The organism is Variovorax sp. ZS18.2.2 (genome assembly GCF_024701975.1).
GTDB lineage: Bacteria > Pseudomonadota > Gammaproteobacteria > Burkholderiales > Burkholderiaceae_C > Variovorax.
In genome coordinates this window covers 340,104-356,976 of the sequence record NZ_JANLNM010000004.1, presented here as the reverse complement: position 1 = coordinate 356,976, position 16,873 = coordinate 340,104, and the positions used below count along the sequence as shown (strand labels likewise).

Annotated in this window: 13 protein-coding genes; 6 read left to right on the top strand and 7 right to left on the bottom strand. The window is 63.2% G+C overall.

Features of this window, described 5'->3' with window-relative positions:
• Positions 1–23 precede the first annotated feature (23 nt).
• A complete protein-coding gene (locus NU688_RS18520) occupies positions 24–2,312 on the bottom strand; it encodes a LamG-like jellyroll fold domain-containing protein (RefSeq protein ID WP_257862254.1) in 2,289 nt (762 codons plus the stop codon).
• Between the two features lie 258 nt (positions 2,313–2,570).
• Positions 2,571–3,821, bottom strand: a complete 1,251-nt coding sequence (locus NU688_RS18515; RefSeq protein ID WP_257862253.1) for a hypothetical protein — start codon at positions 3,819–3,821, stop codon at positions 2,571–2,573.
• A gap of 631 nt (positions 3,822–4,452) precedes the next feature.
• Here NU688_RS18515 and NU688_RS18510 point away from each other — a divergent pair.
• Entirely contained in the window at positions 4,453–5,364 is a 912-nt protein-coding gene (locus NU688_RS18510) for an amino acid ABC transporter substrate-binding protein (protein ID WP_257862252.1), read from the top strand.
• 285 nt (positions 5,365–5,649) lie between these two features.
• A complete protein-coding gene (locus NU688_RS18505) occupies positions 5,650–7,779 on the top strand; it encodes a LamG-like jellyroll fold domain-containing protein (protein WP_257862251.1) in 2,130 nt (709 codons plus the stop codon).
• A 71-nt stretch (positions 7,780–7,850) separates the two neighbouring features.
• Here the strand turns inward: NU688_RS18505 and NU688_RS18500 are convergent, their stop codons facing one another.
• Positions 7,851–8,240, bottom strand: a complete 390-nt coding sequence (locus NU688_RS18500; protein ID WP_257862250.1) for a MarR family winged helix-turn-helix transcriptional regulator — start codon at positions 8,238–8,240, stop codon at positions 7,851–7,853.
• A gap of 104 nt (positions 8,241–8,344) precedes the next feature.
• A complete protein-coding gene (locus tag NU688_RS18495) occupies positions 8,345–8,950 on the bottom strand; it encodes a hypothetical protein (protein ID WP_257862249.1) in 606 nt (201 codons plus the stop codon).
• Positions 8,951–9,414: 464 nt separating this feature from the next.
• Here NU688_RS18495 and NU688_RS18490 point away from each other — a divergent pair, with 464 nt between their 5' ends.
• Positions 9,415–10,353, top strand: a complete 939-nt coding sequence (locus NU688_RS18490) for a LysR family transcriptional regulator (protein WP_257862248.1) — start codon at positions 9,415–9,417, stop codon at positions 10,351–10,353.
• Between the two features lie 110 nt (positions 10,354–10,463).
• Positions 10,464–11,402, top strand: coding sequence for a LysR family transcriptional regulator (locus NU688_RS18485; protein ID WP_257862247.1), 939 nt, complete (start codon positions 10,464–10,466; stop codon positions 11,400–11,402).
• 49 nt (positions 11,403–11,451) lie between these two features.
• Here the strand turns inward: NU688_RS18485 and NU688_RS18480 are convergent, their stop codons facing one another.
• The 3 genes from NU688_RS18480 to NU688_RS18470 form a co-directional block, all read right to left on the bottom strand.
• Positions 11,452–12,249 carry a winged helix-turn-helix domain-containing protein gene (locus tag NU688_RS18480; RefSeq protein ID WP_257862246.1) on the bottom strand — a complete coding sequence of 266 codons (798 nt, stop codon included), beginning with the start codon at positions 12,247–12,249 and terminating at the stop codon, positions 11,452–11,454.
• Complete coding sequence (locus tag NU688_RS18475; RefSeq protein WP_257862245.1) at positions 12,227–13,009, bottom strand: response regulator transcription factor; 783 nt, start codon at positions 13,007–13,009, stop codon at positions 12,227–12,229. Before NU688_RS18475 ends, NU688_RS18480 begins: the two co-directional genes overlap by 23 nt.
• Positions 13,010–13,229: 220 nt before the next feature.
• Positions 13,230–14,141: a LysR family transcriptional regulator gene (locus tag NU688_RS18470; protein WP_257862244.1), complete on the bottom strand. Its 912-nt coding sequence runs from the start codon at positions 14,139–14,141 to the stop codon at positions 13,230–13,232.
• Between the two features lie 162 nt (positions 14,142–14,303).
• On the opposite strand from NU688_RS18470, the gene NU688_RS18465 reads away from it, so the two are divergent.
• Entirely contained in the window at positions 14,304–15,296 is a 993-nt protein-coding gene (locus NU688_RS18465) for a tripartite tricarboxylate transporter substrate binding protein (protein WP_257862243.1), read from the top strand.
• Positions 15,296–16,852, top strand: a complete 1,557-nt coding sequence (locus tag NU688_RS18460; RefSeq protein ID WP_257862242.1) for an amidase — start codon at positions 15,296–15,298, stop codon at positions 16,850–16,852. The genes NU688_RS18465 and NU688_RS18460 overlap by 1 nt, the downstream gene beginning before the upstream one ends.
• Positions 16,853–16,873 lie beyond the last annotated feature (21 nt).

Here is a 16,873-nt window from a genome sequence, read left to right as displayed (position 1 = left end):
ATGGCGAAGATGCCCAAAGCGCTTCAGGATGCCCGTGCCGTCAGCCACTTGTCCGAGGAAAGCGGTGCGCCAACGATGCGGATTTCACCCATGTTTCCTAGGAAACCCGTGGACATGTTGCCGTCCCATTGACCGCAGCCGATCGCTATCTGCTGCGTGGGGGCCACATAGCGAATGCCTTTCATGTTCGTGTTGTTGCGCAGAACCGGGGCGCCTTCCACATACATGGTCGTCGAATACGACGCGGCCGGATCATTGACGATGGCCACGTGCAGCCATTGGCCCGCCGACACACCGCCGGACCAGCAGGTCAGATTGGTGTTTTGATCCGTCGGAGCGATTTCCCACTGGAATTCCATCAGGTTCGAAAAGGCGAACATCAGGGCGCAATCGCCGTCGCCGGAGTCGAATCCCGGCAATTGCGACCGCGCGCCCAGGCGATAGATGATCCCCATCCAGCCATTGAGGTTCGCGTCGAAGGCCGGGTCGATATTGACAAAAGCCTCGATGGTGTAGCCATTGGGGAAAGTCTCCACATTCAAAGCCGAATTTTTATCGGTGGTGAAATAGGCCGACCGGGTTTTGGTTGCATTCAGAAAACGCAGGCTTCCAGGCGCGGACGACAGCGGATGATGGCTTTTGGACCACACCAGGTCGCCCGATTTCCCCATCCAAGTATTCACCGAAACAGGATTTTTGGCGCCGGTCGATGAATCCGGAATTTGCTGCCCTGCCTGCCAGGGAAACAGATCACCTTCCGCCGCGGCCGAATTGAAGAAGCGCCAGTGCGCGAGGGTTCCATCGACCTTGGGGTAATCTTCCGTGCCCGAAGGGAGCTTGGCGGATTTTTGCGGCGGCTGGCTGTAGTTGGTCAATATCAGTTGCTTGGCCGCATCGGTCAAAGCGGTTTCGGACGATCCGTCGGGCACGGAGAAACTGGCGTTGAAAGAAGAAAATCTTTTGACGAAATCAATGTCCAGAGAAAAAGATTGATTGGTGTCCGTCAGCCACGCGGCGTCAAAATCATTGAGCGCATCCGCGGGCTTCAAAGGCACCCATGGAGAAAACGAACTGGCAATGATTTTCTTGTTGGTGAGATCGAATTCGAACATCCGCATGAGGCCATTGCCGCCCATATAGGCCATCTGGTAATCCACGACCATCAAATGAACATCATTGCCGAATGAATTCTTTTTCACGGCGCCGCAGGAGCCGTGGTAATGACCGCTCACGGCCATGAAAATCTGGTCGTTGCCCTTGATGAGCTTGTCCCACATGTAATTCGAATAAGCGGTGTCCGCAGCGGTTTTACCGTCCGTCCCGATGCCTACCAGCTGATGGTTCACCAGAATGACCGGGGTGTCCTTGTGCGTCTGTATGACCTGGTTCGCCCAGGCAATGGCGTCGTCCGACGCTCTCCACGACATGGAGAGCACGAGGAATTGATTTCCCTCCGCCTGGAAAACATGGTATTCGTGAAATCCGGAGGCATGCCGGCCGCCGAAAGTGGCCTGCTTCCTGGCGCGCTCCGCCGGGAAAACCTGCAAATAGGGCTCGAAAAGTCCGGCCCGATGGCTGCCACCATCCTGATAACCGTCGTTATTGGCGAAACCTGTCACGCCCACGCCCCAATCGGGACCCCATTGCATATCGCTGCCAATGGCACCGACATCATGATTGCCGGCGCAAATCGAATAAGGACATTTGGCCACCTCGAGCACCTGCATGGCCTGGCTTGCGAGTTCCCATTCCTTCGTCACCTGGCCGTTGCTCAATTGCCCATTGCCCACCAGATCGGTTGAATCGCTCCACGGCGTCGATCCTTCTGCCTTGTAATACCACGACTGATCGACGATATCTCCGAGATGGATCGTGAATGGCATTTTCAATTGCCGGGCGTTCTGTGCAATCCATTGCGTCTGGGTCTTGAATGGATTGTCGTACTGCGGATTGATATGGGGATACAGCTTCTGGTATAGCTCTCCCATTTTTTCCGATGCATAACGGGGATAGAACTGCGTGTCCGGCAGCACGGAAATGGTGAAGCTGGAGATCTTTTGCGCAGGAGAATCCGGATTGGGAGGGGTTTGACCGGGAGGCGTCGAACCTCCAGTGTCCGGCGAACCGCCCACTCCCGAAATCGGAAATGTTCCGATGCCACCACCACCACCGCCGCAACCCGACAGGGTTGCAATTCCCGCCGCGGAGCCGGCAATCATCAATTTCAACAATTCTCGCCGCCGGGTTTCCGGTACGCGAGCCAGTTCATTCAGGTCGATTGAGTTTGCTGCCGCATTTTTCCGATTCATCATTTCTTTGATTCCGTCGCCGCATTGAATATTTACGGGATGCAGGATGATCCCGAACGGCCACGACTCTATCGACGGAATATGATGCTTTTGTGAAACAATTACCGCGTAAAACCGCGTATTTGCGCGCAATTAATCTGAAATTGCACGCAATCCATTTTCCATATACGCGGAATTACGGAAGGCAATGATTTGATGCTGACGCACTCCTGACCGGATCCCGGTATTTGAATCGGCAAGTGCAATTCCGATGGCCGATCGCTACTTCAAGGCCGCACCGCCTCGTGCGAGGTACTGGCCCGAGAGGCGGGCAAACTGACCGCCATCGGTGGCAATCGAGGTCTGGTGGCTCCCACCCGGGCTGAAGACGATCGCGAACGTGTGGGTGTCGCCGTACTCCTGCGCGTTGCGCAGCATGTAGTCGACATGGTTGTTGCGGTAGTGCTGGTCGGTGCCGCCGGGCGTGTCGGACGGCACGCCCATCGGGGTCTGCCACCACAGGATCGGGAGGCCATTGCCCAGCGCCGCGCGATAGTCCGAAATCTGGCTCTGCGACTCGTGGAAGTTCGGGCTGGTCTTGTTGCTTGCGTCCCAATAGAACGGACCGCTTCGTCCCGTGCATTCGTCAGGAGGCGATGCGACTTCCCTGCAGCCCGCGTCGCGGTCGCTGGTCTGGGCAACGATGAAGTCCGCCCTGTCGGCCCCGACCGCCCGCATCTGCGCGCCGATTTCGGCGGGGGTGCCGCTCCAGAAGGCGGGCGGGAATCCCACCAGCGCCTTGGGCGCGATCTGCCTGCCCATCTGCACGAGACATTGGCCCAGGCCCGCGGCGGTGTTCGGCAACCCGGCACATTCGGGCTGGTTGTTCACGGAGGCCGGCAGCCGCGTCGCATCGCGACCGGGCGCCTGCGAGGCAACGAAGCCCCAGAAGTCCGGCTCCAGGTTGATCAGAACGGGGCCACCGAGGTTTGCAATGAGCTGGTACATGAGCCGGACCTGCGCCCAGTATTTATTCATGAACGCCGGGTCGTTGATGCCGCCCAGATTGCCCTCGCCATTCGCCGTCATCTGGTAGAGCGTGTACATGGGAATCGCGCCGTAGGCCTGGATGGCCTGCGCGGTGAACGTGAGGTATGCCCCTTCGGGGCTATTCCAACTGGGCCAGGACGTCGGGCCGACGCCTACGAGGTAGGTGTCCACGATGTCCGGGTGAATGTCCTGGCTCTTCATCTGATCGATGCTGCCCGAGCCCAGTCCGACCAGCACCCGGGCGGGCTTGCCGAGCTTGGTCACCAATGCGGTGGTCGCTGCGACGGGCGAAGCGCCGCCGTCGGTGCCACCTGCGTCACCTGTGTCACCGCCGCTTTGGCTATCGCCGCCTTGGCTCCCACTGCTGCTGCCCAGGCCGAGCAGGCCGGCGAAGCCACCACCTTGACTACCGCCGCCACCGCCACCGCAGCTGGACAAGAACGCCGAAAGCATCAGCACGGAAACGCATCGTCGGGTAGGCATGTTCATGGATATGGATTTTTTGAGATTGAAAGACAACCAGCCGCTGCGCGCGACGCGCGGTGCGTACTTCGTTTCTGGGGATCTGTCGATGACCAAGGTCCGACCTCAACATCGAAAGCAATCGTGGGCCCGCCGAAAGGACCGCTCTTGACGTTGATTCACCGCCGGCTTCAACGCCCGGTTCGGTGGCGCAGGACCTCTGACCTGCGGTCGGCTGACCGCAGAGCCACAAGCAGACCACCCGTGCCCCGTTTCATGAAGAAACCGAGGATGACGATTGTTTGAGGTGACCGTGCTTTCGACTAGGTGGCCGAATGAGATGCAGCCACTCATTTTTCATGGGAATGACGTGAAGGCTGAACGGCGACTTCTGCGTTAGACACTCAGCGCCCTTGCCGATTGCACGGAAAACTGAGTGTCTGATTTCCATTTTTATTGCTAGTGAAAAGTACACGTTGCTCCAAACAATGGGCGCTTATTTTTCTGTACGACTCATGTGCCTGCTTTGAGAGATTCGAATCTTTTTCAAGGGCGAAGAAGCGCAGCGGATGAACCGACGCCTGAAGGTTGGCGAAGCGGCAATGGCGTGTGATCGACATCGAAATTCAAACAGCCCTTGGAGCCGTACCTCATGTTCCCCTTTTCCGCGCATCTGCTGCGCGCCACGCTGATTCCTTTTTCCCTCGCGCTGGCGGCACTGCAGGCGCAGGCCGCCGTCGATACGATGAGCAAGATCCGCGAAACACGCACGATCGTGCTCGGCGTGCGCGAAGCCGTGCCGCCCTTTTCTTTCGTCAATGCGCAGAAGCAGCCCGCGGGCTATTCGGTGGACCTGTGCATGAACGCGGTCGAGGAGATCAAGCGCGAGCTCAAGCTTCCCGACATCAAGGTTCAGTACAAGTTCGTGGCCGGCGCGGAGCGCATTCCGAAACTGCTCGCCGGCGAGATCGACCTCGAGTGCGGCTCGACGACCAATACGATGGCGCGCCAGGAGAAGGTGGACTTCAGCTACACCTTCTTCGTCGCTGCGATGCGCGTGCTGACGAGCAACAGCCTTCATGTGGAGACGGTGAAGGATCTGCAGAAACAGCCGGTTGCGCTGACCAGGGGTTCGACCTCGGAGAAGCTTTTCAGGCAACTCGCCGAGGGTGAACTGCGCGACGCGAAGTTCACCACCTACGACAACAACGGCGAGGCCTACAAAGCCCTGAAGGAAGGCAAGGTGCGCGCGTTTGCGCAGGACGACTCGCTGCTGCAAGGCCTCGTGTCCAACGACAAGGGGATGGATACGCTCGGCCTGAGCAGGCTTGCGCTGTCGGTCGAGCCGTACGCCGTGATGGTGCGCAAGGGCGACACTGCGTTGCTCGCCGCTGTCGACCGGAGCCTCGCGCAGTTGTATGCGAGTGGCGAGATCAACAAGCTCTATGACAAGTGGTTCAACACCAGCACGCTCACCATCAAGATGGGGCGCCTGACACGCGACAGTTTTGTTCGGCCGAACAAGCAGGCCGGCGTCGCCATGGTGCTCGGCCATTCGATCTGAGAAGAACAACGCACGCACGCATGCAGGTTCTCGACGCAAGCGGTTGCAACGCACTGCTGCGGGAGTGGGCGGGCAGCCTGATGGCTCCTCGGGTCCGGCACCGGCTGACATTTCACGGCCCGTCGAAAGTGCCATGTGCCGCGAAACGTCAGACGCAGGACACGCCTTGTCAGGCTCGAGCGTTCTTCATGCACCGTTTCTCCTTATAGATCTGCGCAATCGACAGATACCCAAAAGCACGGCGCGCATGTTGCTGTCGAAACTCCTCACACATTCCTTTTCTCAATGCATTCATCCGACAACAAGAACAACGCGCCCCTGGACCGCCGCATCTTTTGCCTCAGCGCGATCAGTCTCGCCACTCTGGGCGCAACTGCTTGCGGAGGGAGCGGCGGCAGCTTCACCGGCGGGGGGGCTTTTGTGGGGGCCGCGCCACCGGCCACTCCCGCGGCAGTCGATCCTTCCAGCGAACCTGGCGACCCCGCGGTGGCCCCGCCCCCGCCGTCTCCCCCCCAGCCGCGCAAGTTCGCCCACCCCGGCCTTCTTCACACGGAGAGCGACTTCGAGCGCATGCGCCAGAAGGTCAAGGACCAGGCGCAACCCTGGCTCGACGGCTGGAACGCATTGACAGGCAACGGCCGTGCGCAACTCGGCGCCAAACCGCGTCCGCTGGCCACGGTGATCCGCGGTGGCGACGGCCAGAACTTTGCGCAGATGTACATCGACATCGCGCGCGCCTACCAGTTGGCGCTGCGCTGGAAGGTCTCGCAGGACAAGCGCTATGCCGATCTCGCGGTCGTGTTCCTGAACACCTGGTCCTCCACGCTCACAACGGTCACGGGCAATGCGGACCGTTTCCTCGCAGCGGGCATCTATGGCTACCAGTTCGCGAATGCGGCCGAGATCATGCGCACCTACGACGGCTGGGCGGCGGAAGACTTCGCGCGCTTCCAGAACATGATGCTCACGGTTTTCTACCCGCTCAACCACAGCTTCCTCACCGACCACAACGGCACCAACGCCACCGGCATCACCAATTACTGGGCCAACTGGGACCAGTGCACCATGGCCTCGATGCTGGCCATCGGCGTGCTCTGCGACCGGCTGGACATCTACGACGAAGCCATCAGCTACTACAAGACCGGCCAGGGCAACGGCGCGGGCCTGCAGGCCGTCTATCACGTGCATCCGGGCTATCTCGGCCAATGGCAGGAGAGCGGCCGCGACCAGGGGCACTGCACGCTCGGCATCGGCCTAGCCGGGGCGTTCTGCGAGATGGCGTGGAACCAGGGCGACGACATCTACGGCTACGAGAACAACCGCTTCCTGGCCGGCGCCGAGTACGTGGCCAAGTCCAATCTTCGCGATGGCTCCGACGTCTTCTACACGGTGCCGTACTTCACCAACGTCAACAGGCAGGGCACGCAGTCCGTGCTGTCGACGGGCAGCCAGGGAAGCCGGCGGCCCGTCTGGGAGAGCGTGCACAACCACTACGCGAATCGCCTGGGAATCGCGACGCCCTACACCGCCCTGCAAGTCGCGCAGATGCACCCCGAGGGGGATGGCAGCGGCGGCGACCAGCTGGGCTTCGGCACGCTGACCTTCACGCGCGATCCGCTGCCGGCAGCCGTGCGACCCAGCGGGCTCACGGCGCGGTTGCGCGGCGCGCAGGTGGCGTTGTCGTGGTGGGGCTGCACCGGTGCGCTGAGCTATTCGGTGCAGCGCGCGGAGCAGGCAGGGGGTCCCTACGCGGAGATCGCCTCGGGCATCGCCGACGTGCTCACCTTCACCGACACCTCGGTCCGCGCGACGGGCATTTACTACTACGTGATCGTCGCTGCCACCGCGTCGGGCGCGAGTGCCCCGTCCGGCGAAGCACGAGTGGCCATGCAGCCCGAACTGCTGCTGCAGTGGAAGGCCGACAGCAGCACGACTGCTCCCGTCAGCCTTTCGGCCGGCCTGGCGAAGAACGTCGCGGACTTCACGGTCGCGGCCCGCGTGTTCCTGGACAGCGCCGCGACGTGGTCGCGCGTCTTCGACTTCGGCTCCGGCCCGCGCCGCTACATGATGCTCACGCCGCGCAGCAACGCCGGCGCGGTGCGCTATGCGATCTCCACGGTCCACGGCTACAACGAGCAGGTGATCAATGGCACGGCGCCACTTCCGACCGGCCGCTGGGTGCATGTCGCCGTGACCTTGTCCGGCACGCTCGGCACGCTGTACGTGGACGGCGCCGTCGTGGGCACCAATGCACAGATGACGCTCGCGCCCTTCGACCTGGGCGAGACGACGCAGAATTGGCTCGGCCGTTCGCAGTTCTCCAACGATCCCGATCTGCAGGGACGCGTGGACGATCTGCGCCTCTACAGCGGCGCACTCGGTCCGACGGAAATTGCGGCGCTGGTTCAGGCCTGACGCGCCAGCAGCGTGTCATGGCTCAGGCCCATGGCGCCGAAGGCCTGCATCGCATCGCCGGCCGGATTTTTTCAGGGGTTGGCAGTCTGTGCGTTCAGTTCGCTTCCACGCAATTCGAGGTCTTCCAGGCAATCGAGAAAAACCTCGAGTTGCGTGGCATCGATGCCATCGAGGAGATCGACGTTCAGGCGCGAGAGGCGGGGAAACAGATCGTCGAAGAGCTGCTGGCCCGAAGGGCTCAGGCGCACATGCACGATGCGGCCGTCCCCGGCGTCCTGCCGCCGCTCCACCAGCTTCTTTTCGGTAAGACTGCGCAGCGCCAGCGAGGCGCTCGCACGGTCCAGATGAAGGCGCTCCGCGAACTTGGAGGCGGGTATCTCCCCCAGTTCCTCGAGCACGCCGATCATTCCCAGCTCGCGGCGCGTGATGCCGAAACCGCCTTCGATCATGCGGGTCACCATGCCGTTGCTCGCGCATGCTGCACACCATATCCGGTAGAGGAGCAGGTCATCCAATGTTTGGGGGGTGCGCAAGGCAACCGCATCGGGGAAAGCGCGCATATGAATCAGAAGGGTTGGGGCCGAGCATTTCTTGCAGGAGGAGATGCATGCACATCCAGCACGCCTGCGCTGCGCAATGCCTGCAGGAAACCCACGCACCGCGAAACCGGTTGCCTGCAGCGATCGGCCAACTCGCTCGCGCTCAGTTCGCGCCGCCAGAGCAGATTGGCCATCCTGTCGTTGTCCTCGTTGCGCCCCATCAGGGCGACCGGAGGCCAGCGGCGCAACGTGAAGCGAGCCGAATCGAGAAGCTCCTGCGACATCGCCGACTCCAGCATTGCCGGGCGCGTCCATCGCCGCGCTTCGAGGAGTTCCCGGCCTGTGTTCAACAGCCATTGCTGGAGCTTCTCGGCGCGAATCGGACGCTCCAGCGTGTTCGCCATGCCCTCCGAATGCATGCGGCTCACAGTCAGCACAACGGGCGCCATTTGTTCGACCTCGGCCAGACGGTCTTCGATCAAGGTTCCGTCGACGAGCAGCGCGTCGAACGGCGGCGCGTCGACCAGCTTCCACGGGAATGAAGCGTTCTGTGCGGACAGCCGAACGATCGTCTGAACGACCACGATTTCGACGGCCGGCAATCCGAACAAGCCAAGCCTCAGCCTGGGCATGCGTTGCCTTCGAGATGCATGGGGCGAGCGATCACTTGTCGTTGTTCTTCCTGCAATGAAATTACCTTTTGGATGGCTTCGCGACACAGGCGCGGTCGCACCCTGCGGCAGCCATCGGAGCGAGCTCAGTCGGATACGGCGCCGGGCTCAACCGGGACAAGGAGGCTCTGGATCTGGAGAGTCGACGCCGCCTGGCACCTGATCGCCTGGCGAGAACGGGGAGGGCTTGCCAGCGATGAATTGACGGACAGAGCGAGTTAGGAGAAAAACGGTATGCAAGAGAAGATGAAACAAACGGTAATGCAACAAAGTGGCGAAGCATAGGAGCGCGGGATGTATACGCAAAACTGTTTCGTTCGATACCTCGTATCGATGCTGGAGATACCTGAAAATCGATCGGGGGGCACCGCGGCAGCCGAACCGGGACAACGGGGATGGTGTATCGATCCACCAGGAGGAAGACCATGCGATTCCAAAAGCTGGACCTGAACCTGCTGGTGGCCCTGGACGCACTCCTGCGGGAGCGCAGCATCAGCCGAGCAGCCGAACAGATGCATCTGAGCCAGTCCGCAATGAGCAGTTCGCTGGCGCGGCTTCGGACTTATTTCGAAGACGATCTGTTGGTACCCGTAGGCCGCAAACTGGAACTCACCAGCCGGGCCGAGGTGTTGAAGGAAGCCGTGCGCGACATCCTCATGCGCGTGGACACCACCATTGCAACGCCTCCGCAGTTCGATCCGTCGGCGTCGGATCGCCGGTTCCAGCTGGCCGTCTCCGACTACACCGCGGCAACCCTGATACCCCACGTACTCGCGCTGGCCGAGAAGCAATCCCGCACCCTGCGCTTCGACCTGATACCGGTGCCGGGCCGGCCCCAGCGCGCCCTGGAGAGCGGCGATGCAGACCTCATGGTCATCTCTCGCCCCTACGCCTTGCCGGACCACCCTACCGAGATGCTGTACGAGGACGAGCTCTGCTGCGTGGTCTGCAACAGCAGCCGCTTTGCGCGATCCGGTGAACTGACGCTCGAGCAATACACAGCGGCCGGCCATGTCGCGGTGCAGCCTCCGGCCATGGACAAGCCGACCCTGGAGAACTGGTTCAAGGAGCGCTACGTCAAGGCAGAGCGCATCGAGGTCACGACCTTCAGCTTCGTGAGTGCGCCCTATCTTGTCGCGGGCACCGAGCGTATTGCGATCATGCATGCCAGGCTTGCCCGCATCGCCCGCAAGTCGCTGCCGGTCACGCTGTTCGCACTGCCCACGCCGCCGCTGCGCATGCAGCAGGTGCAGCAGTGGCACAGGCACCGCACCCGGGACCCGGGGCTGATCTGGCTGCGCGGGTTGATGCATGAAGCCGTTGTGCGCATGGATACCGGACCCGACCAGGACTTGCCGGGTTGAACGCACCGCCCGGCGGCTTGCGTACCGTACCGCAGCGACGAGTGGTGCACTACATCTGCGCCGATGCGAAGGAGAGGTCCGTCATCTGATCCAGGAGGAGAAGAAAAATCATGCGATTCCAGAACCTGGACCTGAATCTGCTGGTCGCCCTGGATGCGCTCCTGCGGGAGCGCAGCATCAGCCGGGCAGCGGAGCAACTGCACCTGAGCCAGTCCGCGATGAGCAGCGCGCTCGCGCGGCTGCGGGCTTACTTCGACGACGACCTGTTGGTACCCGTGGGGCGCAAGCTGGAACTCACCGGTCGGGCCGAAGTATTGAAGGAAGCCGTGCGCGAGGTCCTCGCGTGTGTGGACACTGCCATTGCAACGCCTCCGCAGTTCGATCCGTCGGCGTCGGATCGCAAATTCCAGTTGATCGTCTCCGACTACACGGCGGCCATCCTGATACCCCACGTGCTCGCACTGGCCGAGAGCCAATCGCGCACCGTGCGGTTCGACCTGGTGCCGTTGCTGGACCGGCCCCAGCGTGCACTGGAGAACGGCGAGGCGGATCTCATGGTGATCCCGCGCACCTACGCCTTGCAGGACCATCCCACCGAGATGCTGTTCGAGGAAGAGTTTTGCTGCGTGGTGTGCAACAGCAGCCGCTTTGCGCAATCCGGTGAACTGACGCGCGGGCAATACGAAGCAGCCGGCCATGTTGCCGTGCAGCCTCCGGCCATGGACAAGCCGACCCTCGAGGCCTGGTTCAAACAGCGCTACCTCAAGGCAGAGCGCATCGAGGTCACGACCTTCAGCTTCGCGAGCGCTGCGTATCTGGTCGTGGGCACCGAACGCATTGCCACCATGCACGCCAGGCTCGCCCGCATCGCCCGCAAGTCGCTGCCGGTCACGCTGTTCGCGCTTCCCACGCCGATGTCCGCCATGGCGCAGATGCAGCAGTGGCACAGGCACCGCACCCGGGACCCGGGGCTGATCTGGCTGCGCGGACTGATGCATGAAGCCGTTCTGCGCATGGATGCCGAACCGGGCCGGAGCCTGCCGGACTGAACGCGCCACTCAAAGACGTTGCCCGGTCGCGCTCGCGCGTGCCGACCGCTCAACAGGAGCCGGGCTCGCAAACCTCGTCATGCATGGCAGGGCACCTCGACAGCAGATAGCCCTGTCCATACACAGCCTTCAGCACGAAGCCGTTCTCTTCGTGCAGCGCAAGCTTTCTTCGCACGTTGGTGGCGCAGACATCGAACCCCCGCGAACTGCGCTGGGACGTGGACCTCCACAGCACATTCCAGAGCCAGTCTCGCGTCACCACACAGTCCATGTTGCGGAACAGTTCCAGCGCAAAGTCGAACTGGCGCGGCTGCAGAAAGATCTCGCGCTCCCGATGCAGCACGATGCGATGGCGCTCGATGAACCGGTAGTCGCCCCAGGCCAGCTCCGAAGCCTGGGCAGATTGCGCCGAATTTTTTCTCGTTCGCGCGAGCAGCGTGCGCATGCGCCAATCCAATTCTTCGTTGGTCGTTCGCAAGACGTCGAATTCGATGGCATCGCGCGCCTCGGCGTCTTCGTTGCGAAGCAGCAGTTGCCCCCACTGCGTTCCCTCGACGAGAAGGAGCGCCGGCATGCCCAGCGCATCTCCACCGGCGGAAAGAACCTTCCGGGGCAGACCGTCCTGCAAAGGTGCCAGAAGCAGATCGAATCGTTGGTGCTCTTCCAGGACTTCCAGAAAGTTATCCATGCGGGTGAATACGATGGCTCGGTGTCCCATCGAACTCAGCCGGCTCTTGAGCGCGGCACTGCGCACGCCGTCACGGTCGTACAACGCGATGAACAGGTTCTGCCGCTCACTCATTCGCTGCACTCGACATGCGCGATCAAGCGCCAGGACGCTCTTCAAGAACGTACCCCTCGCCCCGCACGGAATGCAACAGCTTCGTTTCGAACGGTGCGTCGAGCTTGCTGCGCAGGCGCAGCACGGCCACGTCGACGGCGTTGTTCTTGCCGTCGAATTCCCTGTTCCATACGCGCAGCGAGAGCTGTTGCCGCGAGAGCACTTCGCCCTGGCTGCGAAGCAGCACCAGCAGCAACGCAAACTCCATCCGGGTCAGATCGAGTTCCACGCCCTCGCGGCTGCACCTCGTGGTGCGCTCGTCGAGTTCCAGATCGCCCAGACGCAACACCGGCCGACGGAGCTCGCGCGGGCGACGGGCCAACGCCGTGACCCGCGCAAGCAGGTCGGAAAGCGAGAAGGGCTTGACCAGATAGTCGCTCGCCCCCAGCTCCAGACCCGCGATGCGGGCGGCAACGCTGTCGCGTTCGGTCAGAACCAGAAGAGGCGCATCGGTCTTGCGCCGGATCGCCTGAACGGCACTGAATCCGGCCTGGCCGGGCCGCATCGAATTCAGGAGGATGAGTGCGTAGTCGCCCGCGAGCGCCGCGGTCGCCGTGGCGTTGTCGCCGGTGGCGATGTCGATGGAAAACCCGTTTCTCTCCAACCCCTCGCTGAACGACTTGCACTGGGTCGACTGGTGGTCGATGAGCAGGATGCGCAGGGGGTCGATCTCGTCATCGATCTGCGCGGCGCCCGCAAGGCCGGCGCCGAGAAACGAACCGCTCAGTGCGGTTTCGAAAGGAAGCTGGGAAACATTCAGTCGCACGATCTCTCCTGTTCCAGCGCCAGGAGGAGCCGTCGTGCTTTTATATGTTTGCGACGAATCGTTGACCTAATTCATCATCTCTCGCCACCTCTGCCCGCGATTGAAATCGGACCATTCGCACGGTGTTTTCTTTATTGCGGCGAAGAATGAGATCAAGCCTCTCACTTATTCATGCAATCGCTTGAATGGCACTGCCCTGCGGCCAATGTCGACGTCGTCGTCACCCGCTGGCCTTGACCGCTTCCACCAAGTACCGCACGAAGGCCTTTGACGCATCGGGCAGCGAGCGGCCCGCCATGGTCTCGATCTCCAGGTGCCGCTCGTTCATCTCGCGGTCTTTCAAGGGGATGGCGACCAGCGCCTTGCTCTGCAGCAGCGTGCGTATCGACAGCGCGCCATAGAACGCGATGCCGCCGCCGGCCGCCGCGAAGCTCAGCAACGCATTCGCATGGTTGCTCGACATGGCCTCTGCATAGCGCAGCCCTTGCCGGGTGCAGCTGGCGTCGAGCAAACGGCGTATCGAGCTGTCTTCCTGCGGCAGCCCCAGCGGATACGCCACCACCTGGCGCAGCGACAGCTGCCGCTGCGAGGCCAGCGGATGGGCCCTGGCCATCACGGCCAGGATGGGGCTCGGGTGCCGCAGTTCGATCCCGATGCCGGGCTCGGGCACAGCGCTCAGGGTGATGCCCACGTCGGCTTCGCCATCGCGCACCCGCCTGGAAATGTCGGCGAGCGAGCAGACCTCCAGGTGGAATCGGATGCCCTCGTGCTTGCGGCGGAAGTGCGCGATCAGCGTGGGGATGAAGTCGAAGGCAAAGCCCTCGGTGCTCGCGACGCGCACATGCCCGCTGCGCAGGCCGCGCAGACTGGCAATGTCGTTCGCGACCCGCTCGATGTCCTGCTGCGCCCGCTTGGCATGCGCCGCCAGCAGCTCGCCCGCGGCATTGGGCTCCATGCCGCGCGCATGGCGCTCGAAGAGAAGGGTGTCCAGGTCGCGTTCCAGCCGCGCCACCTGCCGGCTCACCGCCGAGGGCGCCACGTTGAGCTTGAGCGCGGCCTCCTTCACCGAGCCGGTTTTCACGACCTCGAGAAAGTAGCGCATCGCGGTCTCTTGCAAGGCACGAAGCTGCATGAATCTCTCCTGTGATGCAGAGCCAGGTGGATGGCGCCGATTGCCGATTCGGCAACGAAGAATTCTAAACATTGCGCTTGTGACACCTGCTTGGCGCTCCTAGGATGAATCCGCCCTCCCCCCAATCCCGCCGAATCCCCGCCGAAATCCCAGGAGTTCACGATGAAGCATCTCCCGCTCATGACGCGCCGCATGGCACTGCTGTGCGGCCTCGGCCTTGGCGCGATGCCGCTGGCTGCGCTTGCCACCGCGGCGGGCTTTCCCACGCGCCCGGTCACGCTGGTCATTCCCTTCCCGCCGGGTGGTGCGACGGATGTCAACGGGCGGGTGATCGCGCAGCGCCTTGGCAAGGAGCTCGGCCAGCCCGTCATCATCGAGAACCGCGCGGGTGCCGGCACGGTGGTCGGCGCCAGCTATGTGTCGAAGGCAGCGCCCGACGGCTACACGCTGCTGCTCAGTTCGGGCTCCACCTTCACCGTCAACCCGGCGATCCGCCCCACCCTGCCCTACGACCCGGTGAAGGGCTTCGAGCCGATCGGCATTGCGGGGCGCGTTGCGCTGATCCTGCTGGCGAACAGCGAGGTGCCGGTGCAAACGGTCAAGCAGTTCGTCGACTACGTGAAGGCCTCGCCGGGCAAGTATTCGTACGGCTCCTACGGCACCGGCACCACCGCGCAGTTCGCCGGCGAAACCATCCTGCACGCGACGGGCCTGAAGATGACGCACGTGCCCTACAAGGGCAGCGCGCCCGCGATGACCGACCTGATGGGCGGCCAGATCCCCTTCAGCATCGACACGGTCAGCGCCGCGATCCCCCAGCTCAAGAACGGCAAGATCAAGGCCATTGCGCTGACCACGGCAAGGCGCTCGGCACTGCTGCCCGATGTGCCCACGTTCGCGGAGAGCGGCTACGCCGGCGTCGACATGGATTCGTGGCTGATGATCGCTGCCCCGAAGGGCGTGCCCGCCGACGTGAAGGCCAGGCTCGAGAAGGCGCTGGCCGCGACCATCGCCGACCCCGACACGCGCGCCAAGCTGCTGAGCCAGGGACTGGAGCCGGGCTTCAGCAACGCCGCCGCGGCGAGCGAACTCATCAACCGGGAACTGCCCCTGATGCGCGCCGTTGCGGCGCGCGCGAACATCACCGCCGACTGATGAACCCGAACAGCACATCCCACGTCGCCGGCTCGGAGCTCGTCGAGAAATCCGCCGTCGAGTTGCGCCGCCTCATCGGCAGCAAAGTCATCTCGCCCGTCGATCTCCTGGAAGCGTGCATCGCGCGAATCGAGCGTGTGAACCCGTTCGTCAACGCGGTGACCGCCACCTGTTTCGAGCGCGCGCGCACCGAAGCCGCGGCGGCGGAACGCGCCGTGATGCGCGGCGACACGCTCGGCCTGCTGCACGGCCTGCCGCTGGGCGTCAAGGACCTCGAGCCCACCGAAGGCCTGCTCACGACCTGGGGCTCCGCGATCTACCGCGACCACGTGCCCACGGAAGACATCGAGCTGGTGGCGCGCCTGCGCCGCGCGGGCGCCATCGTGGCGGGCAAGACCAACGTGCCCGAGATGGGCGCGGGCGCCAACTCGCGCAACGACGTGTGGGGCGCCACGGGCAACCCCTTCAATCCGGACCTGAATGCCGGCGGCTCCTCCGGCGGCTCGGCGGCCGCGCTGGCCTGCGACATGCTCCCGGTGTGCACCGGCTCCGACACCGGCGGGTCGCTCCGCATTCCGGCGGCCAAGTGCGGCGTGGTGGGTTTCCGGCCATCGCCGGGCATCGTGCCCAGCGTGCGCAAGCCCCTGGGCTGGACGCCCATCTCGGTCGTCGGCCCCATGGGCCGTACCGTGGAAGACGCCTGCCTGCAGTTGGCCGCCTCCGCCGGCATGCACGCGGGCGACCCGCTGAGTTATCCGCTCGATCCCATGTCCTTCCTGGCGCACGCGCAGGTCGACCTCGCCGGCCTGCGCGTGGCGTGGACCGAAGACTTCGGCACCTGTGCCGTGGACGACGGCATCCGCGCCACCTTCCGCCAGAAGATCGGGGCCATGCGGCACCTGTTTCGCCGCTGCGACAAGGTCGAGTTCGAGATGGGCGAGGCGCACCGCTGCTTCGACGTGCTGCGCGCGGAAGCCTTCGTGGCAGGCATGCAGACGGCCTACGAACGCAACCCCGACAGCCTGGGACCCAACCCGCGCGCGAACTACGAGATGGGCGCACGCATGAGCCTGCTCGACAGCGCCTGGGCGCAGGCCGAGCAGACGCGGCTCATCAAGCGTTTTCAGGCGACCTTCGCCGACTACGACCTTGTGCTGTCGCCCACCACGCCGGTGTCGCCCTTTCCATGGACGCAGCTGTACGCCGGCCATATCAACGGCGAGCAGCAGGCCAACTACTACCGCTGGCTGGCGCTGACCTATGTGGTCACGCTGACCACGCATCCGGCCATTTCACTGCCCTCTGGGCTCGACCACGCCGGCATGCCGTTCGGCTTGCAGGTGGTGGGCGGCTTTCGGGCCGACCACCAGGTGCTGGGCGCGGCGCGGGCGATGGAAGAAGCCTTCTCGGCCCATGCGCAACTGCGCCGCCCGCGGCCCGATCTGGCCGCGCTGCGCGTGGCCGATCCCGCGCTGACCTCGATCGTCAAGACGCCGCCGGTGTTTCCGGGCGGCGGCAGGTCTGCGGCTGTTGCTGCTGCTGTGTCCGTCGTCTGAAAACACGCGGCGGATTGGAGG